Here is a 20759-nt window from a genome sequence, read left to right on the forward strand (position 1 = left end):
TTCAGCCGGCGGGAGTCGACGTCGCGGGGTCGCTGTGTCGAACGCTGACCGTCCGCGAGGCGACCGAACGCTGGCGGCGCCGGCGCGCATCGGTGGCGTTGAGCCAGCAGGCCGCGGCGCCGACCGCGAGGCCGACCGCGACGCCGACGTCGGGCCGCTGGCCGAGCATCAGCCACGACAACAGCCCGGCCACCGCGGGTATGACCGTGAACAACATCGCGACGGTCGCGGCGCCGTATTCATTGATTCCGCGCACGTACAGCGTCATCGACAGCACGGCGTTCAAGAGCACCACCGCCGCGACCGTCGCCGCGGCTTTCCACGGATCGGTCACCGACCACGGGGTGACGGCGGCCAGCACGACGACGGGCAACACGCACGCGGCGTTCTGCAGCGCCGCCGTCGCCCGGAAATCGACCCCGGAGCAGAACTTCTGCTGGTAGACGCCGCCCGCGGCCACGGCGAACAGGGACACGAGGATCAACAGCACCGCCGTGTCGACGCCGCCGACCGCAATCAACCGTCCCGCGCAGGCCGCCAGCACCGCCGCGACGCCCAGCGCCAACGCGCCGACCCGCGCCAGCGTCATGCCCTCGCCGAGGAACATCGCCGCCAACACCGCGGTGACCACGGGATTCATCGAGATGATCACGGCACCCAGCACTGCGGGCGCGCCGTGCAGCAGCGCCAGGTACAGGCACGAGAAGAGCACGCCCTGAGCGAGCAATCCGCTGATGATCACATGCACCAGCGCGCGTCCTGTGGGCCACGTCACGCGGGCGGCCGCTGCCCATCCGGACAGAATGGCGGCGGCCAAACCGAACCTGAACACCAGCACCGCCATCGGAGACATCACCGAAACAGCAAGCGCACCAACGGGATAGCCCAACGCATAGAAGAACGTCAGCGGCGCCGCGGCACGCAGCGGCATGGTGGGGCGAGGCACGGATCCCATGGTGGCGACCAACGCCACCGTTGGCGAATTAATTTCTGGGTCGCCGGAAGTGGGATACTGGTGCGCACATGCCCACTTCTCTGCCGCTCGTCTTCGAAGCGCCGCGCCGCGCCATGCCGCCGCGGCATTTCGCCGACCTCGACGAATCGGGTCGTGCCGCGGCGGTGAAGGACCTCGGTCTACCGGCATTTCGCGCGAAACAGCTGGCCAATCAGTACTACGGGCGGTTGATCGCCGATCCACGCCAGATGACCGATCTGCCCGCAGGTGTGCGCGATCAGGTCGCCGACGCACTGTTCCCGACGCTTCTCGACGCGGTGCGCGAGATCGAGACCGATGCGGGCGAGACGCGCAAGATGCTGTGGCGTGCGGTCGACGGCACCACATTCGAGTCGGTGCTGATGCGCTACCCCCAACGCAACACCGTTTGCATCTCGTCGCAGGCCGGGTGCGGAATGGCTTGTCCGTTCTGCGCGACGGGTCAGGGCGGGCTCAAGCGCAACCTGTCGACGGCTGAGATCCTCGAGCAGGTGCGTGCCGCCGCGGTGGAACTGCGTGACCGTGACGGTGACGGGATCGCGCCCGCGGCCCGTGGCGGCAGGCTGTCCAACATCGTGTTCATGGGCATGGGGGAGCCGCTGGCCAATTACAACCGCGTGCTCGCCGCGGTGCGACGCATCACCGCTCCCGCTCCGAACGGCTTCGGCATCTCGGCCCGCTCGGTCACCGTGTCGACGGTCGGGCTGGCGCCGGCGATCCGCAAACTCGCCGACGAACGACTCGGCGTCACGCTGGCGCTGTCACTGCACGCCCCCGACGACGAACTGCGCGACACGCTGGTCCCGGTGAACAACCGGTGGAAGGTGTCCGAGGCGCTCGACGCGGCGCGCTACTACGCGGACGTGACCGGCCGTCGGGTGTCGATCGAGTACGCGTTGATCCGCGATGTCAATGACCAGCCCTGGCGCGCAGACCTTTTGGGCAAAAAGCTGCACGGCGCGCTGGGCCCGCTGGCGCACGTCAACGTCATCCCGCTGAACCCGACGCCTGGCAGCGAATGGGACGCCAGCCCCAAACCAGCCGAGCGCGAGTTCGTTCGACGGGTGCGCGAGCGTGGCGTGTCGTGCACCGTGCGCGACACGCGTGGCCGCGAAATCGCCGCTGCTTGCGGACAATTGGCGGCGCAGGGCTGACTGCCCACGTTGACTCTGCGCGTAGGGTGCGATTCCACGCCGGAAGTGCGCCCTGTCGCAGACTCAACGAGTTCTAGCCGCCCGGCTTGTTGGTGAACCAGACGTTCTCCTCGACCAGGCGGCGGCTGCGCCACCCGTCGGCGGTGCGCACGAGTTCGTGGTGGTAGTAGCCGCCGCAGAAGCTCGGATCGGTCATGCCCGGCAACTGCATCGGGTTGTAGAACATCGCCCGCACCCGCGCGCTGTCACCGTCGATGTCGGCCTCGACGTTCGTGATGTGGTGCATGCTCCACGGGATCACACCGAAATTCGCGGCGAACCAGTCCACCACCTCGTCGCGGCTCCCGACGACGGCACCGGCCGACGAGTAGTCGATGTGCGCGTCGTCGGTGAACACCGACCGGTACAGCTCCCAGTCCTTGGTGTCGACCGCCCGGGCGTAGCGATGCAGCAGCGCGGCGATCTCGAGTTCGTCGCGGACCCGCCGATCGTTCATTGGTCGGGCATGCCGATCGTCTTGGCCTCGAGGTACTCCTTGTAGCCCTCTTCGCCGTTGCGGTAGCCCAGCCCGCTCTGCTTGGTGCCGCCGAACGGGCTGTTGATGCCGAAGTGGCTCTTGCCGTTGATCGTCACGTTGCCGGTGCGCATCCGGCAGGCCACCGCGAACGCGCGCTCGACGTCACCGCCGCTGACCTCGCCCGATAGACCGTAGATCGTGTTGTTGGCGATCGCGATCGCCTCGTCGTCGGTGTCGTAGGGCGTGACCGTCAGCACCGGTCCGAAGATCTCCTCCTGCGCCACTTGTGAATTCGGGTCCACGTCGGCGAGCAGCGTCGGCTGCGTGTAGTAGCCCTTCGGCAGGTTCTCCGGAATGCCGCCGCCGGTGACCAGTCGCGCCCCCGAGTCGATGCCGCTCTTGATCAGGCCGAGCACCTTCTGGCGTTGGGTCTCGCTGATCTGCGGCCCCTGCATGTTGCCCGGCGTCCACGGATCGCCGACGGGGAAGCCCTCCATCATCGTCTTGAGGATTTCGATGCCCTCGTCATAGTGGCTGCGCGGCAACAGGATCCGGCTCGGCAGGATGCAGGACTGGCCGCTCATCACGCACGCCATCATGGCCGCCATCGACAGCGCGGAGTTGAAATCGGCGTCATCGAGCACGATGTGGGCCGATTTGCCGCCGAGTTCCAACAGCGTCTTCTTCACAGTCGCTGCACCCGCGGCCAGGATCGCCCGGCCAGTGGCCGTCGAGCCGGTGAAGGTGATCATGTCGACGCGCGGATCGGCGGACAGCGCCGCACCGACCTCGTTGGCGTTGGACACCACCACGTTGAACACCCCGGCCGGGATGTCGGTCTCCTCGGCGACGATGCGGCCGTACTCGCTGCCCGACCAGGGCGTCAGCTGCGCCGGCTTGAGGACGACGGTGTTTCCGGCCATCAGAGCGGGCACGGTCTCGGCGACGTTGAGGTAGAACGGCACGTTCCACGGCGTGATGGCGCCGACCACGCCGACCGGCTCGTAGTGGATCTTGCGCCGGGCGGGGCCCAGCGGGGTCTCGTGCACACCGTTGTCGACCAGGTACTCGAAGTTGCGGCCGTGCTCGGCCCAGTGCTTGACCTCGTCGATCGGGCTCTCGATCTGGCTGCCGGACACCGACACCGGGCAGCCCACCTCGGTGATCAGGACGCGGCGCAACCGCTCCTTATTGCGCTCGAGGGCCTCGTGCAGCTGGGTCAGGCAGTGGTAGCGGAAGTCGAGGTCGCGGGACCAGTCGGTCTCGTCGAAGGCTCGGCGGGCGGCGCCGACGGCGCGCGCCATGTCCTCGACCGTGCCGTCGGTGGCCCGGCCCGCGACCTCCTCGCTGGCCGGATGGATCACGTCGAACGTCGCGCCGCTGGCCGTGCTCTGTAGCTCGCCGTCGATCAGCATCCGCTCGTCGCCGGCCAGCACACCCGTATCGGTCTCAACCTGAGTCATGCGGACAGCTTTACAAATTTTTGCGCAAGTGTCAGCCCTTCGGCGGAGCCGAAGTATCTAGCCCTGTGGCTTGATGCCAGTCGCGTGCCGCAACTGCGCGAGGAACTGGTCGTCGTCGTCGCTGCGCACGATGTAGTGCGAGATGGCGACGCGAATTGCGGTGGCCGCCTTGACCGCTGCGTTCGGGCCACTCAGCAGCTTCTGCAGGCGCGCCCGCATGACGGGGATGATCTTCGTCAACTGCGAGATGACGACCTCGGGCTCGATGTCGACCAGCCGCACACCGGAATACGAGTGCTGGTACTCGACGATGAACCGCAGCGCGGCGTCGAGCTTCTCGGCGCCCCGAAGACCGGCCGTGGCCTTGCTGATGCCGTTGTCGAACAGGTCGCGCTCGTAGACCCCGAACGCGTCGAGCAGTTCTCCCTTGGAGGCGAACCAGCGGTAGAGCGTGGGCCGGGACACCCCGGCCTGAAGCGCGACCTCCGACAGGCTGAGCTTGGTCTGGCCGCTTCGGGCGAGCACCTCCGAGGTCGCGACGAGGATCCGGTGCCGCGTCGAGGTGTCCTCGGGTCCGAGTGCGTCGCGCAGCGGTTCGTTCACGGGGCAAGCGTAGATCGTTCCTCACACCGACTTCTGTAGTACGGCGACTGTGTCGAGATCTTGTAGCGCCGCGACCGCCCGGCGCAGGCCCTCGAGCGCGATGCCCTCGTCCTGCATACCGCCCATGCCTGCGGTGATCAGCGCGGCGACGTAGGCGTAGAGCGCGCCTTGCCGGTACCGGTCCCAGAGCTCGCCACGGTCGAGTTCGGGTCCGCCGCACGCGGCCAACGCGCGGCGGTAGACGTCGAGCAGCTCACCTTGGTGTGCTTGGCGCTCAGCCGGCGTCATGCTGGTGACCAGTGTGTATGCCAGCTCGCGATTGGGATGCCCGCGCCGGACGGCTTGCCAGTCCAGCAGCCCGGCCTCGCCGTTGCGGAAGTAGACGTTGCCCGGATGGGCGTCGCCGTGCATGACCGTGTGCGGTGGCTCGTCGATGAGCCGGGCCACGGCGCGGTAGTTCTCGTCGATGAAGCGTCCGGCGGCGACGTCGATGTCGGTGCGCTCGGCGATGCGGCGCGCCGACGTCTTGAGTAGGGGGCCGGTGAGCAGCGAGGCGGTGTCACCCGATGCGGTGTAGAGCCAGTCGGGCACCTGGTTCCAGAAGGTCGCATGCAGTTTCGCGAGAAGTTCGACGATCTTCGCGGCCCGGTCCGCGCCGATCGGGTGCAGGGTGTCGGGGAATTCGCACTCGTCGGCGGGCAGATCCTCCAGAACCAGCACGTAGCGACCGGTCACCGAATCGAACGCTGAGCCGTGAAAGGCCGGTAGCCCGGACAGCCGCGGCGAGAGTTCGCGGTAGAAGCGCGTTTCGGTGGCGCCCAACCGGCCCATCTCGCCCATCAGGCGGGTGGCGACGGTCTCGGCGGCCAGCTTGACGAACACCGTCGGCGGTACGTCGTCGCCGGTGAGGGCGAGGCGGGCGCGCGACGAGGTGCCGGCGTCGCCGCTGAGCACCGACAGCGCGGTCACCTGACGGCCGATGATCCGCGACAGGACAGTCGCATCCAGTTCGGACACGGACCGTGGAAGTGACCGGAGACGACCGATTGCGGCGTCGGTGGCGATACGTTGTACCCCGCGGCCCAGATGTGCGGCCAGGCCGACCACCGGCGCAGCGTGCTTCACCACGCCAGTTTACAAATTTGCGGATAAATGTAAAGAAGGTGTCGATGGCGGGTCCGCTCGAGGGTGTGCGTGTGGTCGAACTCGGCGTCTGGGTGGCCGGGCCGGCGGCCGGAGGAATCCTCGCCGACTGGGGCGCCGACGTCGTCAAGATCGAACCACCGACCGGCGATCCGGCGCGGTTGTTCGGCAAGATGCTCGGCGTCGAGGGCGACGTGAGCCCGCCGTTCGAGATGGACAACCGCGGCAAGCGCAGCATCGTGCTCGACCTGACGATGACCGACGGCCGCGCCACGGTTCGCGAATTGCTCGGCGGCGCAGACGTTTTCCTCACCAACGTGCGGCCGGGCGCGCTGACGCGCATGGACTTGGACTTCGCGGCGGTCGCCGCGCACAATCCGCGGCTGGTGTACGGGTTGATCACCGGCTACGGCGAGAGCGGGCCGGACGCCGACCGTGCGGCCTACGACGTCGCCGCGTTCTGGGCGCGGGCGGGTCTGGCGCACCTGCTTACCCGGCCCGGCCAGACTCCGCCGTTTCAGCGCGGCGGGATGGGCGACCACGCCGCGGGCATGACGCTGGCCGCCGCGGTCTGCGCGGCGTTGGTTGCGCGGGTCCGCACAGGGGAGGGCCAGCTGGTCAGCACGTCGCTGTACCGCCAGGGCGCCTACACGGTCAGCTTCGACCTCAACACCTTTCTGCTGACCGGCAATTCGATCGCGATCGGTCAGCGCGAGACGATGGGCAACCCCTGCATGAACAACTACGCGGCCGCCGACGGGCGACGCTTCTGGATCGTCGGGCTGGAGGCCGGGCGGCACTGGCCGCCGCTGTGCCGCGCGGTCGGGCGCCCCGAGTGGTTGACCGACCCGCGCTTCGACAGCCCGCGGGCGCGAGCGGTCAACGCGGTCGAACTCATCGCCGAACTCGACGAGATCTTCGCGTCGAAACCACTCGCCGAATGGGCGGAGACCTTCGCGGAAGAACCGGAGCTCTTCTGGTCGCCGATCAACTCGCTGGAGGACGTCGTCGCCGACGAGCAGTTCCACGCCGCGGGCGGAATCGTCTATGTGCCCGACGGAGACGGCGCCGCGCCGATGGTCGCCTCGCCGGCCGACTTCGCAGGCACACCGTGGGAGCCCCGCTCGGTTGCACCGCGACTGGGGGAGCACACCGAGGAGATCCTGACCGAACTGCAAGACCGCAGCACCTTTACATAATCCAATAAAAGTGTCACGCTCTGCTGTCTATGGGATACAGCGCTGCAGACGAATCGTTCACCCACCAGCTGCCCCGGCCGTTCGACGAGGTGCACCACCCGGACGCGACGTGGTCGGACCGGTGCTATTTCTTCGCCGCGTCGCCTACCGGTGATCTGTTGTTGGCGTCGGGATACGGCAACAACCCCAACACCAAGACGGGCATGGGATACGTCAAGGTGACGCTCGCCGACGGCCGGCATTACGACCTGTTGGCCGCGCGCCCGGTCGACGGTGCGGCGCGGGCCGAGGTCGGCGCTGGGCCCCTGCGGTGGACATGCGTTGAGCCGCTGAAGAAATGGCGGCTTGACGTCGAGCCCAATAATTCCGGGATCGCCTGGGAGCTGTACTACGAACCCACCGCACCCATGTGGGAAATGCTTCCGCTGCACGTCACCGGCGCGGACGGCAGGGTCATCGCGGACATGTACCACATGAAGGAGCCGGGACGATGGTCCGGCTGGGTCGAGATTGAGGGTGAGCGCATCTCGGTCGACGGCTTCCACGGGGGTCGCGACCGCACGTTCGGCGTACGGGTCGCCGACGAGATCGACTTCTGGCTGTGGCTCGACGCAGGGTTCGAGGACCGGGCGATCGAGGCCTGGATCTTCGAAACGGCCGACGGGAAGGTGACATACGTGGACGGGGGTATCACCCACAACGACGGCACCCTGTCGAAACGTTTCGTCAAGATCGAGCACGACGTCGAGTTCGACGCCGACCGGAAGCGACCCGCCCGAGCGGCGCTCGTCTTCACCGACGAGGACGGCGTCCAGTACCGCGTCACTGCGGACTCTCCGCATCAGCACGTCAACACCTACTACGGACTGCCGATGTCGAAGTGCAAGTACGAGGACCTGGGCGGCGGGTACTTCATCCACTTCCGCTGGGACAGTAACGACCGCGACGAGCTCGTGGAGAACGAAGACAAGGCGATGGCGCTCGACCAGTTGATGCGCTTCGATTTCGACGGCCGAACCGGATGGGGCATCTTCGAAATCCTGATGGGCGGTGAGGCTTATCGCCGCTACCCGAACTGGCGTCCGCTGGACATGTCGAAGTTCAAACAGGACCGCAAAGCGGTCGACCGTCCTCCCGCGTCGGAGGCGCGGGCGTGACCTACGGCACAGAAGTCCGCGGTCGCCTCACCGAGTGGCTGGCGGCGAAACTTCCGCACGCCGAGGCCGTCGCCGTGGAGGGCCTCGACCGCGTCGAGTTCGGCCACTCAGCAGAAATGTTGGTGCTCACGATCGTCACCCGTGAGGCCCGGCGAGACGTAGTGGTCCGGTTGCGTCCGCGGCCACCGGCACTGCTCGAACCCTACGATCTGGCCAAGCAGTTCACCGTCCTGAGGGCCTTGGAAGAATCCAAGGTGCGGGTGCCTCGGGCACTGTGGCTGGAGGACAGCGGCGATGTTCTTGGTCGTCCCTTCTTCGTCATGGAGCGGGTCGCGGGAGCGGTCTACGAGATGGAAGCGCCCGACGCGGATCGTGCAGGGATACAACGGATGTGCCAGGACATGGCCGATCAACTCGCCGCCATCCACGCCGCCGATATCGACGCACTGGGCTTGTCGACCCTCGATGCGGGCGACGGTCACCTCGACCGCGAGATCGACCACTGGGCCGGTGAGATGGAGCGCGTGAAGCGGGGTCCGCTGCCCGCGCTGGAACGGCTTTTGGCAGAACTCAAAGCATCTCGCCCGCGACAGTATCCAAAGGTCACGTTGGTGCACGGCGACGCCAAGCCCGGCAACTTCGCTTTCGCTGGCGAGGAGGTGAGCGCGGTGTTCGACTGGGAACTGACCACGGTCGGTGACCCCTTGACCGACATCGGCTATCTCGAGTTGCTCTGGCGCATGCCGGTCGGCATCCCGGCGCACGAAGCCGCCCCGCCGATCGATGAGATCATCGCCCGCTACGAAGCCTCGAGCGGGATCGAGGTCCGGAACCGCGAGTGGTACCGCGCGCTCAATGCGTTCAAGCTTGCGGTGATCAACCTCGTCGGCGCGCACCTCTTCGACAGCGGGGTCACCGACGATCAACGATTTCTGTTGAACGCGTACGGAATACCACTCTTCACCCAGATGGGCCTTGCCGACCTCGGCGTCACCGACAAGCTCGACGACGGTCCGGTGATGCCGACGAGGAGCGCTTGAACCCTCGCGTGCGGTCAGCCCAGCCGGCTCTCCAGTAGGCCGACGACGTCGAGGTCCTCGATGGCCTGAGTCGTGCTCACCATCGCGGCCCGGCTCACGTCGATGGGTTGCCACTGCGAACCCATCGCGGCGGTGGAAGCGGCCGCGATCCAGGAATACACCGAGAACAATCGGTATTGCTCGTGGGCGACGCTCTCCTCGAGTACGACGCCATGGCGGGCCAGGCCGGCCCGATACCGGTCCAGCAGCCTGCGTTCCTCGGCGCGGCGCGCCTCTATCGGCAGCGAGTTGCACATGAAATACGCGACGTCGCGTACCCCGGGCGCCCGGCCTGCGACCGCCCAGTCGAAGAAGCCGGTGCGCGTGCCGTCGACGAAGAGGTTGCCGCTGTGGGTGTCGCCGTGGACGAGGGTTCGGTCGCCCTCGGTGAACATCGCGACGATGTCCAGCGAGCGCGCCGCGTATAACTCGCCGATGCGGCCGAAGGCCGGAGGCATCTCGTCGGCGAACTGGTCGAGCGCCGAGATGATGAACCGCGCTCGCTTCGCGGCGATCTCGGCGTTCTGCGGTTTGTTCTGCATCCCCGTCGGGGTGTGCAACCAGCCGAGGTCACGCGATCGAAAACAGGCGTGCAACTCAGCCAGTTCGTCGACGAGTGAGGCGGCGACATCGACGATGTCGTCGTCCGAGGGAGTGGGGAAGCGGCACCCGGTGACCTGCAGGTCCTCGAGGACCATGATGAACGAACCGTCGGCCTCGTCGTAGTCGGCGTGCCATACCCGGGGCGTGCGCACCGGCAGATCGCCCCCGACATGTGCGTACAGCCGAGCCTCGGCGACCCCGAGCCCGATCTGCTTGAGGAACTCCCGCTGTTCGGGAGCGAACGGCTGCAGCTTGACGAAGACAGTGGCGGGTACGTCGGCCGTCGACGACAACGCGACCCGAGCGCGGCCGGTGGTACCCGAGTGAGCGTCGAGCACATCGACGGCGCGGACCGGTGCATCGAGCACCTCGCTGAACCAGCCCGCGGTCAGCTCATCTACGGAACCGGGGATGGTCACCGCTGGTCCTCTGGGGCGAGATGCCTGACCCGCGCCGCGTGGCGCAGTTGCGCGAGGAAGTCGGCGTCGTCGTCGCTGCGCACCAGATAGTGCGACACCGCGACCCGCACCGCCGTCGCCACGGCCAGGCCGGGATCGGGTCCGGTCGCCAGCCGTTCCAGCCGTTGTCGCATCAACGGGATCACGCGGGCGAGCCGCTTGATCACGTGTTCGGGTTCGATGTCGATCATGCGCAGTCCCGGATAGGACTGCTGATAGTCGACGATCACCCGCAGCGCCGCGTCGAGGCGTTCGCCCGGCGGCACGTCCGCGGTGGCCTCGGCGACGGCGCGTTCGTAGTACTGGCGCTCCCACACCACGAACGCGTCGAGCAGGTCGCGCTTCGAGGCGAACCAGCGATAGAGCGTGGGCCGCGAAACTTGCGCCTGCAGCGCCACCTCGGAAAGGCTGAGCTTGGTCATGCCGTGCCGGCCGAGCACCTCCGCGGTCGCGGCGAGAATGCGTTCGCGCGTCGAAGAATCTGCATCGGCTACCGGCACCGCACTAGCTTTACAAACATTTGACGAAGTGTCACGCTGAATCGGTGACATCAGCCCGCGAATACAGCGCTGTCGACATCACGACCGAGGAGTTCTGGAGCCGGCCGTTCGCCCTGCGCGACGAGACGTTCGCGCGGTTGCGCGCCGCGGACGGGTTGACCTGGCATCCGCCGCTGCCCTCCATGTTCGAGCTGGAGGAGCCGGGATTCTGGGCGTTGACTCGGCGCGCGGACATCGCGTACGTCAGCCAACATCCCGAGCTGTTCACCTCGGCGCAGGGCGTCGCGCTGAACCCGATGCCCGCCGAGATCCAGCGGTTCGCCTCGTTCTTCTTGACCATGGACCCGCCGCAGCACACCGTGTACCGCCGGCTGATCAGTTCGGCGTTCACCCCCCGTAACGTGCGGCTGATCGAGGAGCAGATCCACAAGAACGCCGTCACCATCGTCGAAAACCTCGTCGGGGCAGGCGAAGTCGACTTTGTGTCGGCGTGTTCGGCTCAGCTGCCGATGCTGACGATCATGGACATGCTCGGCGTGCCCAGTGCCGACCAGCCCGCCGTCGCCTACGCCGCGGAGAAGCTGTTCGGGATGAGCGACGACGAGTACGCCACCGAGGACGAACGCCTCGCCGACCCCGTCGCGCAGATCGCGCTCTTGTCGAACACGGGCGTCGAGTTGGCCAAGTTCCGGCGCGCTCACCCCGGCGACGACCTGATGACCAGCATCGTCAACGCCGAGGTCGACGGTCACCGATTGACGGACGAGGAGATCGGAGCCTTTCTGATCCTGTTGGCCTCGGCCGGCAACGACACCACCAAGCAGGCGACGACGCACGCGATGATGGCGCTGGTCGACAACCCGGCCCAACGCGATTGGTTGATGGAGGACTTCGACGGCCGGATCGGCTTTGCCGTCGAGGAATTCGTCCGCTGGGCCTCACCGGTGCTGCAGTTCGCGCGCTTCGTCACCGAGGACACCGAGATCAACGGCCATCCGGTCGAGGCCGGGGACAAGGTGGCGCTGTTCTACTGCTCGGCGAACCGGGACGAGTCCGTGTTCTCCGACGCCGGCGCGTTCGACCTGTCGCGCTCACCCAACCCGCATCTCGGGTTCGGCGGCGGCGGTCCGCACTTCTGCCTGGGCAGCCAGCTGGCCAAGACGGAGTTGCGAAACCTGTTCGGAGAGTTGCTGACCCGATTGACGACGATCGAGTTCGGCGAACCCGACCTGCTCTACAGCAGTTTCGTGCACGGCGTCAAACGGCTACCCGCCGTCGTTCGCTAGGAGTTGGGCATGCGCGTCGAAGTCGATCTGGACAGATGCACCGGGCACGGGATCTGCGAGTCGATCGCCGAGGAGGTGTTCGAGGTGCGTGACGACGGCATCGTGCTGATCCATGAGCCCGAGCGGCCAGAGTCCGACAGGGAGCGGATGCGCCAAGCCGTGACCCAGTGTCCGGCCGCCGCCTTGCGCCTGATCGACTAGCGTCGAGCGGCTTGGCCGCCAATCCGGCTCGGCGGAGTTATCGTTTCCGCAATGAGGTCGAGGTTGCTTGCGGTATGCCTGGTCGCGATCGGCGTGACCGGCTGCGGTGCCCTCAGGGAATCGTTCGACCTCATCCCGCAGGAGCCGACTCCGATCGCGATCACCACGGTCGCCGCACCCGACGAAACGCTGGCCGATGCCGCGGTCGTCACGCAGGCGGCGCGCAGTGTGGTCCGTATCCACACCGAGGCGCTTCAGTGCGCGAGGACGGTGGACGGCAGCGGCGTCGTAGTCGCGCCGAACAGGGTGATGTCCGCCGCGCACGCGGTCGCCGGCGCGGACACGGTCAGCGTCTTCCTCGGTGATCGCGAAATACCCGCCACCGTGGTGGTTTACGACCCGGCGATGGACGTCGCCGTGCTCGACGTGCCCGAGCTGCAGGCTCCCACGCTGCCCTTGGACCAGCACCCCGCCGTCACCGGCACCGATGTCCTGGTGCTCGGCTATCCCGGCGGAGGGCCGTTCGTGGCCACCCCGGCGCGCATCCGCAGGGTGATGGAGCTTCTCGTGCCGGACATCTACCGCACGACGACGGTCAATCGCGAAGTCTATGTCATCAGAGGGCCGATCCGGCACGGCGGTTCGGGCGGACCGCTCATCGACCTGAACGGCCGGGTGCTCGGGATCAGCTTCGGCGCGGCCATCGACGATCCCGAGACCGGTTTCGTGCTGACCGCCAAGCAGGTCTCCACACTGGTGACGGACGGTGCGCGGGCCCACACGCCGGTCGCGACCGGCGCCTGCACGCCCTGATCAGCGCCCCGGCATCGGCCGCACGAGCACCGACTGCTGAATCGCGCCCACCGCGCCGGACTCGTCGAACAGCGTGCCGAGCGTGGTTCCGATGCCGTCCGGCCCGTAGCTGGTCTCCGCGCGGATGCCGATCCATTCGCCCGCCGGGATCCGGTGCACATGCACCACGAGGTCGGTGTTCATGAACGTCCAGCGGCGGATGTCGAGTTTGGTGCCGATGCCGTTCGCGTCGTCGGCCACCGCGAACAACCGCTGGAGCGGTGTCATCGTCTCACCCTTGACCAGATCGACCTCGGGGCGGATCCACGACTCGCCTGGGCCCTCGCTCAACGGTTCGGTCAGCCACCGCCAGTCGAGGCTGTGTACGTAGTTGCGGTCCCAATCCTTCTTCATGTCACGGCTTTTCGCCTCGGACAGCGGCCGCAGGGCCGTCGCCGGCGCGTGTTGTACGGCGCCGGTGTCGACGGTCTTGAGCCGCCATCCGCTGGCGCGCGCGACGGGCCGCGGATCACCGTCGGGACGCTGGGCCAGCAGTTCGGAACTGACGAGCTCGATCTGCTTGCCCGAGCGTTCGATTCGCGACCGCACCCACAGGTCGCCCTCGGCGGGCACACCGCCGAGCAGGTCGATCAGCACCCGGCTCAGGCGTGTGTCGTCGCGGGCTTCGCAGCGTTCGAGCGCCCGCACGAGGATGGCCGACACCGGGGCTCCGTGCTGGATCGCGGCCGACCAGGTGCTGCGGACCAGGTCGGTCGCGCGGAATCGCTCGCCGAGCGGATCGGCGTCGTCGATGAGCTCGTAATAGGAATCGCTCACGGTATCCCGGCTCCCGGTATGTCGACGGTGATCGCATCGACGCGCGAGCGCTTGGTGCCCTTGAGCCGCTGCGGGTAGGCGTCGGTGCTGGATAAGAGAAACAGTGTGCGCCGCTCGGGACCGCCAAGCGCGCAGGCGATTGCGGTGCGGTCGCCGATGTCGATGCGGTCGGTGACGACGCCGCCCTCGATGATCCGCTCGAACTGATGGGCCAACGTCATCGCGGCCCACACTCCGCCCTCGGCGTCGAGGCAGATGCCGTCCGGCGGTCCGTCCAGCCCGTCGGCGAAGGTCCGCCGATCGGACAGCGCGCCGTCGCCGGCGATGGAGTACGCGGTCAACCGGCGTCCGGTCGACTCCGCGACGATCAGCGTCGCGCGGTCTTGCGTGATCGCCATGCCGTTGGGGAAATCGAGGTCGTCGGCGACGACGGTGGAGGAGCCGTCGGGATCGAGCCGCACGACCACCCCACCCTCGCGGGCCTGGGATCCGACGTAGGCGCGCCCGTCGTCGTCGACGACCATGTCGCCGAGGGGGGCCGGGACCGTCGCGGACAGATCGGCGATCGTGGTGATGTGCTCGCCGTCGTAGAGCAGGATCTGACGCGACTCGGTGGAGGAGATCAACAACGACCCGTCGGGGCGGAACCCGAGGCCGGACGGGGCGTGTCCGGGTAACGGCAGCGCCGTCAGGTCACCGTTGAGGTCGACGGTGTGCACGGCCTCGCCGAGCATGTCGGAGAACCACAGCAGACCCTCGAACCAGCGCGGCCCCTCGCCGAAGCAGAAGCCCTTCGCAAGCGGGGTCAGGCTCATCCCCACACACCTTTACAAAACACGCGACAAGTGTCACGCTCGCAGGGTGTCACTGTCAAATGGGTGCAGGTCATGAAGAAGTATTACGGTCACACACTGCTCTATCTCCACGAGACGATCGCGCTCGGATCCGGGCGCTCCGACCGGTTCGCGGGCGATGAGCGCTCGCGCGAAGAGCAATTCACGGAGGTGTTCAGCGACGTGTACCAGCCGATGATGACCGATCTCGGTGCGCGGCTGTTCGCGATGTGGGAAACAACTCCGTACAACGGTCACTGGCCGCAGGTCACGATCATCTGGGAGATCGACAAGTTCGCCGACTATGCGCGCATCGGCAAGGCGCAGGCCAGGGGTGGCACCCATGAGGAAGCGGCGACGAAGTGGTCGACGTTTCTCGCCGAGATCGGCGCCTCCGGGGAGGGCCGGATCATGTACGCGGGCAAATACAACCGGACGCTCGCACAACTACAGGAGGCGAACTTCGGTGCGGGCCTGGTGATCCAGGAGATCATGCAAACCAAACCGGGCCGGCAGGACGACTACATCCGCGAGCTGGAACGGCTCTACGTGCCGTGGTCGGAGCGCACCGGGAAGCGTTGGCTCGGTTCGTTCATCACGACGTTCCGCTTCAACGAGGTCATCCACTACTGGGCGCTCGACGGCGACTGGGACTGTTTCGCCAACCACTACCCGTCGTGGAAGGACAGTCCGCCCGCCGAGATCGTCACATGGATGAGCGTCGCGCCCGCGCTTCGCGACGGCTGGGAAGACTCGATCCTGCAGGCCCTACCACCCTCGCCGCTGCAATGAACATTTCTGTGCTCGAGACCTTCTCCTACGATCCGTTCGATCCGGCGGTGATGGCCGATCCGCAGCCGTACTACCGGATACTGCGCGACCGGTATCCGGTGTACTACGTCGAGAAATGGGACACCTACGCCCTGTCGCGGTTCGACGACATCTGGCGGGTGCTGGAGGTCAACGACGGCACGTTCGTCGCCTCGGAGGGAACGCTGCCCGCCGCAACGGTTCTCGGAACCCGCAACGACGGTCCCGTGCAGGATCCGGCGCTACACCCGATGCCGTTCCACGCGAATTTCGACGCGCCGATCTACGACACGGTGCGCCGGTGCACGTCGGCCCCGTTCCGGCCGAGGTCGGTCAGCAAGCTCGCCGACCGGATCCGGACCCTGGCCAACGAGCGCCTCGACGAACTGCTGCCGAGGGGCACGTTCGACCTGACCCAGGACTACGGCGGTATCGTCGCCGCCTCGGTAGTGTGCGAATTGCTCGGCCTTCCGGTCGATTTGGCGAGTGATGTGCTGGCGACGGTCAACGCCGGAAGCCTGGCGCAACCGGGCAGCGGGGTGGAAGTGGCCAACGCGCGGCCCGGTTATCTCGAGTACCTCGTCCCGATCATCCAGCGCAGCAGGGTCGCGCCGGGCGAGAATCCGATCGCCGACAACCTGATCGCGTACCGGCTGCCGGACGGTTCGGCGTTCAACGACGTCGAGGCGGCCACCCAGCTGCTCGGGATCTTCATCGGCGGAACGGAAACGGTGCCGAAGATCGTCGCGCACGGCCTGTGGGAGCTGGGCCTTCGGCCCGACCAGCTGTCCGCCGTGCGTGGGGATCTCGACGCCAACGTGCCCGTCGCGCGCGAGGAGATGATCCGCTACTGCGCACCGGCGCAATGGTTTGCGCGCACGGTCCGCAAACCGTTCACCATCCACGACACCACTCTGCAGCCGGGGCAGCGGATCATCACGCTGCTGGCGTCGGCCAATCGCGACGATCGCGAGTATCCCGACCCCGATGCGTTCATCTGGGACCGCCCCATCGAACGGCTGCTGGCTTTCGGTCGCGGACAACACTTCTGCCTCGGCGTACACCTTGCGCGGTTGGAGATCGGCATCATGGTGACCGAATGGCTCAAGCGTGTGGGCGGGTGGCGCATCGACGGTGAGGCCTCGTCCCGGCCGCCGTCGAGCTTCCAGTGGGGCTGGAGCAGCGTCCCGGTGGAGGTGTGACATGTGGTCCTATCGCCTAGCCGCCCCCTACACGTTCGAACGCCAGGACATTCCCGAGAAGACCCCGGAGTCGCTGGGGGACCGGCAGGTGCTGCTGCGGTTCCGCGCGGCGGGCGTCTGCGGCAGCGACCTTCCGCCGTTTCGCGGTGTGCGGGGCAAGATTCCGGGTGACCGCGGATTGAGCGCGGCCGAGATGCCCGGTTTCCCGATCCACGAGGTCGTCGGCGAGGTGATCGCCAGCAGACATCGCAGCCACGGTGTGGGGGACAGCGTCGTCGGCTGGGCGTCGGGCTTCGACGGGCTGATGCAGCACGTCGTCGCCGACGGTGACGGGATCGCCTACTACGACCACACCCTGAGCCCGCAGCACGCCGTCGCGTTGCAGCCGTTGGCGTGCGTGCTCTATGCGATCGAACAACTGCCCAAACTCAAGGGCCTGCACGTCGCGGTGATCGGACAAGGGTCGATCGGCCTGCTGTTCTCCTACGCGGCAAAGGCGTTCGGCGCGCGGCGGGTCACCGGAGTCGACCCCGTGGACCGAGATGCGGTGGCCAAGGAATTCGGCGTCGACACGATCGTGCGCGCCACCAGCGACCGCTGGGTGAGCCACCTCGAGGCCGGCGACCGTCCCGACGTCGTGATCGAGGCCGTCGGCCATCAGGTCGCCACGCTCGGGCACGCGATCGAAGCCGCCGCCCCCGGCGGCACCGTCTTCTACTTCGGTGTGCCCGACGACGACAGCTACCCGATCAGCATGCGGACCATGCTCCGCAACAACCTGACGCTCAAGTCCGGCGTCACCCTCGAACGGCGCCGGATGCTGGCCGCGGCCAACGAATTCGCCCGGCACCATCCCGATCTGCTACCGGCCTATGTGACGCACACCTTCGGTGTCGAGGACACCCAGGTGGCATTCGAGCTCGCGTGCCGTCCGTCGCCGGACCGCATCAAGATCGCGATCGTGGAATGACCACCAGCAGGTTGCAGGACACATTGTCCGCGCGAGAGCGGGTTTGGGGCGGTTGGATCGTCGGACCCACCATCATCGGACCCGAAGAATTCGCCCAAGCCGGCTATGACTACGTCGGATTCGACATCCAGCACGGCTATCTCGACGACGCCGATGTCGCCCTGTTGCTGCGACGGTTGGAACACGTACCGATCGCCACCGCGGTGCGCGTCGCGTCGCCCGATCCCGCGCCGATCGGCCGGGTGCTCGACGCGGGTGCGGACGCCGTCATCGTGGCAATGGTCGAATCGGCCGAGCAGGCGGCGGCATCCGTCGCGGCCACCCGCTACGCGCCTGCAGGCGTGCGCAGCTACGGGCCGCTGCGGGCCAGCCTCGGCCGCGAACCCGACGAACACGAATTACGGGTGAGCGTTTTCGTGATGATCGAGAGCGCACCCGGGTTGGCGGCACTCGACGAGATCTGCGCCGTACCCGGCCTGACCGGTGTCTACGTCGGGCCGGCCGATCTGGCGATCTCGCTGGGGCACACGCCCGCCGAAGCGTGGAACGCCTCGGCCGTACAAGACGCGATCACCCGCATTGCGGCCACCGCCACGGCCGCGGGACTGATCCCGGCCATCCACGCCGGTGCGGCGAAGACGGGAAAGAAGATGGCCGAGTTGGGCTTTCGCATGCTGACGCTCGCCTCGGAGTCGCAGGCGCTGCGGCACGGCGCGTCGGAGATCCTGCGGGAGGCCCGATGACCGCCGATGAACGGGTCGCGTTGGTGACGGGCGCCGCCCGGGGACAGGGTGCGGCGATCGTGGCGCGCCTGCGCCGGGACGGCTTCCGCGTCGCCGCCTGCGATGTGCTCGGCGACGAGTTGAAACGATCCGTCGGCGAACTCGGCGACGACGGCGTGATCGCGGTCGACCTCGACGTGACGTCGCCCGCACAGTGGGCCGTCGCGGTCCGGACCGTCGCGGATACGTTCGGCCCGGTGTCGACGCTGGTGAACAACGCGGGGGTGCTGCACCGGGCGTCGTTGGCGGACGAGACCCCGGAAGGGTTCGAATCCAGCTGGCGGGTCAACTGTCTCGGACCGTTCCTGGGCATTCAGGCCACACTCGTACACCTCCGCAAGGCCGACGGCGCGGCGATCGTTAACACCTGCAGCACCAGCGCCGTGCGGGCGTTCCCCGCGCACGCCGCCTACGGGTCGTCGAAATGGGCGCTGCGCGGGCTCACCCAGGTGTGCGCGGCAGAACTGGCGGGCGACGGTATCCGCGTCAACGCGGTGTTCCCCGGGCCGATCGCCACGCCCATGCTCGACGACGCGACACAGAGCAGGTTGACCGCGACGTTCGGTCGACTCGGTCAGCCGATGGAGGTGGCCGATGCGGTCGCCTATCTGGTGTCGGACCACGCATCGTTCATCACCGGCGCAGAACTCGTCGTGGACGGTGGTCAATGCCTCCGAATGTGAACCTCTCGGTGGGGATCATCGGCGCAGGACCCGGGGGCCTAGCGCTCGGGATCTTTCTGCGCAAGGCCGGGTTTCGCGACTTCACGATCTTCGACCGCGAGGACGGCGTCGGCGGCACCTGGCGCATCAACACCTATCCGGGCCTGGCGTGCGATGTGAAGTCGCACCTGTACTCCTACTCGTTCGACCTCAACCCGGACTGGTCGCGGCTGTGGTCGGGCCAGAAGGAGATCCTCGAGTACTTCGAACGCTGCGCGCGGCGCTACGAACTCGCCCCGCACCTGCGGCTCAACACCGAGATCACCTCGGCGCGGTGGTCGGGCGAGGATTGGCGGCTGACGACCGCGACCGGTGAACAGTTCACTTTCGACGTGGTGGTCTCCGCCGTCGGCCTGTTCACCAGGCCCGTCATGCCCGACCTCGTGCAAGAGGAGCCGTTCACCGGCGCCGTGATGCATACGGCTCGGTGGGACCACTCCGTCGACCTGACCGGTAAGCGCGTCGCGGTGCTGGGAACGGGCTCGACTGCGGCACAGCTTGTTCCGGAGGTCGCCAAGGTGGCCGATCGGGTGTACTCGGTGCAACGCTCGCCGACGTGGATCCTGCCCAAACCCGATCGGCCCTACACCGAGCGGGAGAGGTGGATGTTCCGGTACGTCCCCCTCGCCAAGAGGATCTACCGGACCCGGCTGTGGCTGCGCAGCGAGTCGAACATCTCGGTCATCGAGAACGGCAGCGACAAGACGCAGGAGTTCACGGACATCGCGCTCAAGGTGCTCGAGGCGGCCGTTCCCGATGAGGAGTTGCGGCGCAGGCTGACCCCGGATCATCCGCTCGGCTGTAAGAGGCTGGTGTTCGCGACCGACTACCTGCAGACCCTGACGCAACCGCACGTCGAGGTCGTCGCGAGCCCGGCGCGATCGCTGCGAGCGAGGTCGCTGATCACCGAGGACGGAACCGAACTCGACGTCGACGTCGTGTTGTGCGCGACGGGCTACGCCGCAGCCGACTATCTCGGCCAGATCAACGTCGTCGGCGAGGACGGGGTCTCGTTACGTGAGACCTGGAGCGACGGCGCGTACGCTTACCTGGGCATGGTGGTGCCGCGCTTTCCCAACTTCTTCATGCTGTACGGCCCCAACACCAACGTCGGGTCCAACAGCGTGATCTTCATGCTCGAGGCGCAGGCCCACTACATCGTGCGGGCGCTGAGACACCTTCGGCGCAAGGGCAAGTCGTACATTGCGGTCCGGCCTAGTGCGATGGCGGCGTTCCTGGCCAAGGTGGATCGCTGGATGGAGGGCACCGTATGGCTCACCCGGTGCAGCAACTACTTCCGCGCCGCGAACGGCCGTGTGGTCACCCAGTGGCCGCGCAGCGCCCGCGCGTTCTGGGGTATGACGCGACGGTTCAAGGCGTCCGACTACACATTCGAGCCGGCTCGGCAGCACCGGGTGGCGGAAGCAGAGACTCGGACCGCCGCGAGGCCTTGA

22 protein-coding genes are annotated in these 20759 nt (G+C 67.3%); 13 read left to right on the forward strand and 9 right to left on the reverse strand.

Translation table 11 applies throughout. The annotated features are described in order from the left end of the window. Position 1: 1 nt before the first annotated feature. Positions 2 to 955 carry a DMT family transporter gene (locus tag A5752_RS09760; protein WP_067084781.1) on the reverse strand — a complete coding sequence of 318 codons (954 nt, stop codon included), beginning with the start codon at positions 953 to 955 and terminating at the stop codon, positions 2 to 4. 68 nt (positions 956 to 1023) lie between these two features. Here A5752_RS09760 and rlmN point away from each other — a divergent pair, with 68 nt between their 5' ends. Further along, positions 1024 to 2148, forward strand: a complete 1125-nt coding sequence (gene rlmN, locus A5752_RS09765; RefSeq protein ID WP_067084692.1) for a dual-specificity RNA methyltransferase RlmN — start codon at positions 1024 to 1026, stop codon at positions 2146 to 2148. Positions 2149 to 2221: 73 nt separating this feature from the next. Here the strand turns inward: rlmN and A5752_RS09770 are convergent, their stop codons facing one another. Genes A5752_RS09770 through A5752_RS09785 form a run of 4 tightly spaced genes read right to left on the reverse strand, consistent with a single transcriptional unit; the run spans position 2222 to position 5856 of the window. After that, complete coding sequence (locus tag A5752_RS09770) at positions 2222 to 2644, reverse strand: nuclear transport factor 2 family protein (protein WP_067084694.1); 423 nt, start codon at positions 2642 to 2644, stop codon at positions 2222 to 2224. Further along, positions 2641 to 4128 (reverse strand): aldehyde dehydrogenase family protein, encoded by a 1488-nt coding sequence (locus tag A5752_RS09775; RefSeq protein ID WP_067084696.1) that lies wholly within the window; start codon positions 4126 to 4128, stop codon positions 2641 to 2643. Before A5752_RS09775 ends, A5752_RS09770 begins: the two co-directional genes overlap by 4 nt. A gap of 57 nt (positions 4129 to 4185) precedes the next feature. Continuing rightward, positions 4186 to 4731 carry a TetR/AcrR family transcriptional regulator gene (locus A5752_RS09780; protein ID WP_067084697.1) on the reverse strand — a complete coding sequence of 182 codons (546 nt, stop codon included), beginning with the start codon at positions 4729 to 4731 and terminating at the stop codon, positions 4186 to 4188. A gap of 21 nt (positions 4732 to 4752) precedes the next feature. Further along, positions 4753 to 5856, reverse strand: a complete 1104-nt coding sequence (locus A5752_RS09785) for a phosphotransferase (RefSeq protein WP_067084782.1) — start codon at positions 5854 to 5856, stop codon at positions 4753 to 4755. Between the two features lie 44 nt (positions 5857 to 5900). On the opposite strand from A5752_RS09785, the gene A5752_RS09790 reads away from it, so the two are divergent. The 3 genes from A5752_RS09790 to A5752_RS09800 are packed head-to-tail and all read left to right on the forward strand — an operon-like array spanning position 5901 to position 9270. Then, positions 5901 to 7073 (forward strand): CaiB/BaiF CoA transferase family protein, encoded by a 1173-nt coding sequence (locus A5752_RS09790; RefSeq protein ID WP_067084699.1) that lies wholly within the window; start codon positions 5901 to 5903, stop codon positions 7071 to 7073. Positions 7074 to 7102: 29 nt separating this feature from the next. Then, entirely contained in the window at positions 7103 to 8230 is a 1128-nt protein-coding gene (locus A5752_RS09795) for an Rv3169 family protein (protein WP_067084701.1), read from the forward strand. Then, a complete protein-coding gene (locus A5752_RS09800; protein ID WP_067084703.1) occupies positions 8227 to 9270 on the forward strand; it encodes a phosphotransferase family protein in 1044 nt (347 codons plus the stop codon). The genes A5752_RS09795 and A5752_RS09800 overlap by 4 nt, the downstream gene beginning before the upstream one ends. Before the next feature lie 14 nt (positions 9271 to 9284). Here the strand turns inward: A5752_RS09800 and A5752_RS09805 are convergent, their stop codons facing one another. Then, a complete protein-coding gene (locus A5752_RS09805) occupies positions 9285 to 10331 on the reverse strand; it encodes a phosphotransferase family protein (protein ID WP_067084705.1) in 1047 nt (348 codons plus the stop codon). Next, positions 10328 to 10870, reverse strand: coding sequence for a TetR/AcrR family transcriptional regulator (locus A5752_RS09810; protein ID WP_231983369.1), 543 nt, complete (start codon positions 10868 to 10870; stop codon positions 10328 to 10330). Before A5752_RS09810 ends, A5752_RS09805 begins: the two co-directional genes overlap by 4 nt. 44 nt (positions 10871 to 10914) lie before the next feature. On the opposite strand from A5752_RS09810, the gene A5752_RS09815 reads away from it, so the two are divergent. The 3 genes from A5752_RS09815 to A5752_RS09825 are packed head-to-tail and all read left to right on the forward strand — an operon-like array spanning position 10915 to position 13170. After that, positions 10915 to 12156 carry a cytochrome P450 gene (locus A5752_RS09815; RefSeq protein WP_156613748.1) on the forward strand — a complete coding sequence of 414 codons (1242 nt, stop codon included), beginning with the start codon at positions 10915 to 10917 and terminating at the stop codon, positions 12154 to 12156. 9 nt (positions 12157 to 12165) lie between these two features. After that, entirely contained in the window at positions 12166 to 12357 is a 192-nt protein-coding gene (locus A5752_RS09820) for a ferredoxin (RefSeq protein WP_067084708.1), read from the forward strand. Positions 12358 to 12408: 51 nt separating this feature from the next. After that, positions 12409 to 13170: a MarP family serine protease gene (locus A5752_RS09825; RefSeq protein WP_067084710.1), complete on the forward strand. Its 762-nt coding sequence runs from the start codon at positions 12409 to 12411 to the stop codon at positions 13168 to 13170. On the opposite strand, the gene A5752_RS09830 is transcribed toward A5752_RS09825, so the two are convergent. Together A5752_RS09830 and A5752_RS09835 are read right to left on the reverse strand one after the other, a co-directional pair. Then, entirely contained in the window at positions 13171 to 13986 is an 816-nt protein-coding gene (locus tag A5752_RS09830) for a thioesterase family protein (protein ID WP_067084712.1), read from the reverse strand. It abuts the gene before it with no gap. Further along, the gene (locus A5752_RS09835) at positions 13983 to 14801 is read right to left on the reverse strand and encodes an SMP-30/gluconolactonase/LRE family protein (RefSeq protein ID WP_067084714.1); all 819 of its coding nucleotides are present in this window, start codon (positions 14799 to 14801) and stop codon (positions 13983 to 13985) included. Before A5752_RS09835 ends, A5752_RS09830 begins: the two co-directional genes overlap by 4 nt. A 72-nt stretch (positions 14802 to 14873) precedes the next feature. Here A5752_RS09835 and A5752_RS09840 point away from each other — a divergent pair, with 72 nt between their 5' ends. From A5752_RS09840 to A5752_RS09865, 6 genes are read left to right on the forward strand one after another with little or no spacing between them, the layout of a single operon-like run. Then, entirely contained in the window at positions 14874 to 15611 is a 738-nt protein-coding gene (locus A5752_RS09840) for an NIPSNAP family protein (protein WP_067084786.1), read from the forward strand. Next, the gene (locus A5752_RS09845; protein WP_067084715.1) at positions 15608 to 16831 is read left to right on the forward strand and encodes a cytochrome P450; all 1224 of its coding nucleotides are present in this window, start codon (positions 15608 to 15610) and stop codon (positions 16829 to 16831) included. Before A5752_RS09840 ends, A5752_RS09845 begins: the two co-directional genes overlap by 4 nt. Position 16832: 1 nt before the next feature. After that, entirely contained in the window at positions 16833 to 17801 is a 969-nt protein-coding gene (locus A5752_RS09850) for a zinc-binding dehydrogenase (protein ID WP_067084716.1), read from the forward strand. After that, positions 17798 to 18544: an HpcH/HpaI aldolase family protein gene (locus tag A5752_RS09855; RefSeq protein ID WP_067084717.1), complete on the forward strand. Its 747-nt coding sequence runs from the start codon at positions 17798 to 17800 to the stop codon at positions 18542 to 18544. The genes A5752_RS09850 and A5752_RS09855 overlap by 4 nt, the downstream gene beginning before the upstream one ends. Further along, on the forward strand, positions 18541 to 19266 hold the full coding sequence (locus tag A5752_RS09860; RefSeq protein WP_067084719.1) for an SDR family NAD(P)-dependent oxidoreductase: 726 nt from the start codon (positions 18541 to 18543) through the stop codon (positions 19264 to 19266). The genes A5752_RS09855 and A5752_RS09860 overlap by 4 nt, the downstream gene beginning before the upstream one ends. Then, positions 19251 to 20759: a flavin-containing monooxygenase gene (locus A5752_RS09865; protein ID WP_067084721.1), complete on the forward strand. Its 1509-nt coding sequence runs from the start codon at positions 19251 to 19253 to the stop codon at positions 20757 to 20759. The genes A5752_RS09860 and A5752_RS09865 overlap by 16 nt, the downstream gene beginning before the upstream one ends.

Origin of the sequence: Mycobacterium sp. 852002-51961_SCH5331710 (assembly GCF_001665535.1) — a bacterium.
In the GTDB taxonomy this organism is placed as follows: domain Bacteria; phylum Actinomycetota; class Actinomycetes; order Mycobacteriales; family Mycobacteriaceae; genus Mycobacterium.

Excerpts from the sequence above, each read along its gene's own strand:
- A5752_RS09760 (WP_067084781.1), bottom strand. The coding sequence starts at position 955 with ATGGGATCCGTGCCTCGCCCCACCATGCCGCTGCGTGCCGCGGCGCCG.
- rlmN (WP_067084692.1), top strand. The coding sequence starts at position 1,024 with ATGCCCACTTCTCTGCCGCTCGTCTTCGAAGCGCCGCGCCGCGCCATG.
- A5752_RS09770 (WP_067084694.1), bottom strand. The coding sequence starts at position 2,644 with ATGAACGATCGGCGGGTCCGCGACGAACTCGAGATCGCCGCGCTGCTG.
- A5752_RS09775 (WP_067084696.1), bottom strand. The coding sequence starts at position 4,128 with ATGACTCAGGTTGAGACCGATACGGGTGTGCTGGCCGGCGACGAGCGG.
- A5752_RS09790 (WP_067084699.1), top strand. The coding sequence starts at position 5,901 with ATGGCGGGTCCGCTCGAGGGTGTGCGTGTGGTCGAACTCGGCGTCTGG.
- A5752_RS09795 (WP_067084701.1), top strand. The coding sequence starts at position 7,103 with ATGGGATACAGCGCTGCAGACGAATCGTTCACCCACCAGCTGCCCCGG.
- A5752_RS09820 (WP_067084708.1), top strand. The coding sequence starts at position 12,166 with ATGCGCGTCGAAGTCGATCTGGACAGATGCACCGGGCACGGGATCTGC.
- A5752_RS09825 (WP_067084710.1), top strand. The coding sequence starts at position 12,409 with ATGAGGTCGAGGTTGCTTGCGGTATGCCTGGTCGCGATCGGCGTGACC.
- A5752_RS09835 (WP_067084714.1), bottom strand. The coding sequence starts at position 14,801 with ATGAGCCTGACCCCGCTTGCGAAGGGCTTCTGCTTCGGCGAGGGGCCG.
- A5752_RS09840 (WP_067084786.1), top strand. The coding sequence starts at position 14,874 with ATGAAGAAGTATTACGGTCACACACTGCTCTATCTCCACGAGACGATC.
- A5752_RS09845 (WP_067084715.1), top strand. The coding sequence starts at position 15,608 with ATGAACATTTCTGTGCTCGAGACCTTCTCCTACGATCCGTTCGATCCG.
- A5752_RS09850 (WP_067084716.1), top strand. The coding sequence starts at position 16,833 with ATGTGGTCCTATCGCCTAGCCGCCCCCTACACGTTCGAACGCCAGGAC.
- A5752_RS09855 (WP_067084717.1), top strand. The coding sequence starts at position 17,798 with ATGACCACCAGCAGGTTGCAGGACACATTGTCCGCGCGAGAGCGGGTT.
- A5752_RS09860 (WP_067084719.1), top strand. The coding sequence starts at position 18,541 with ATGACCGCCGATGAACGGGTCGCGTTGGTGACGGGCGCCGCCCGGGGA.
- A5752_RS09865 (WP_067084721.1), top strand. The coding sequence starts at position 19,251 with ATGCCTCCGAATGTGAACCTCTCGGTGGGGATCATCGGCGCAGGACCC.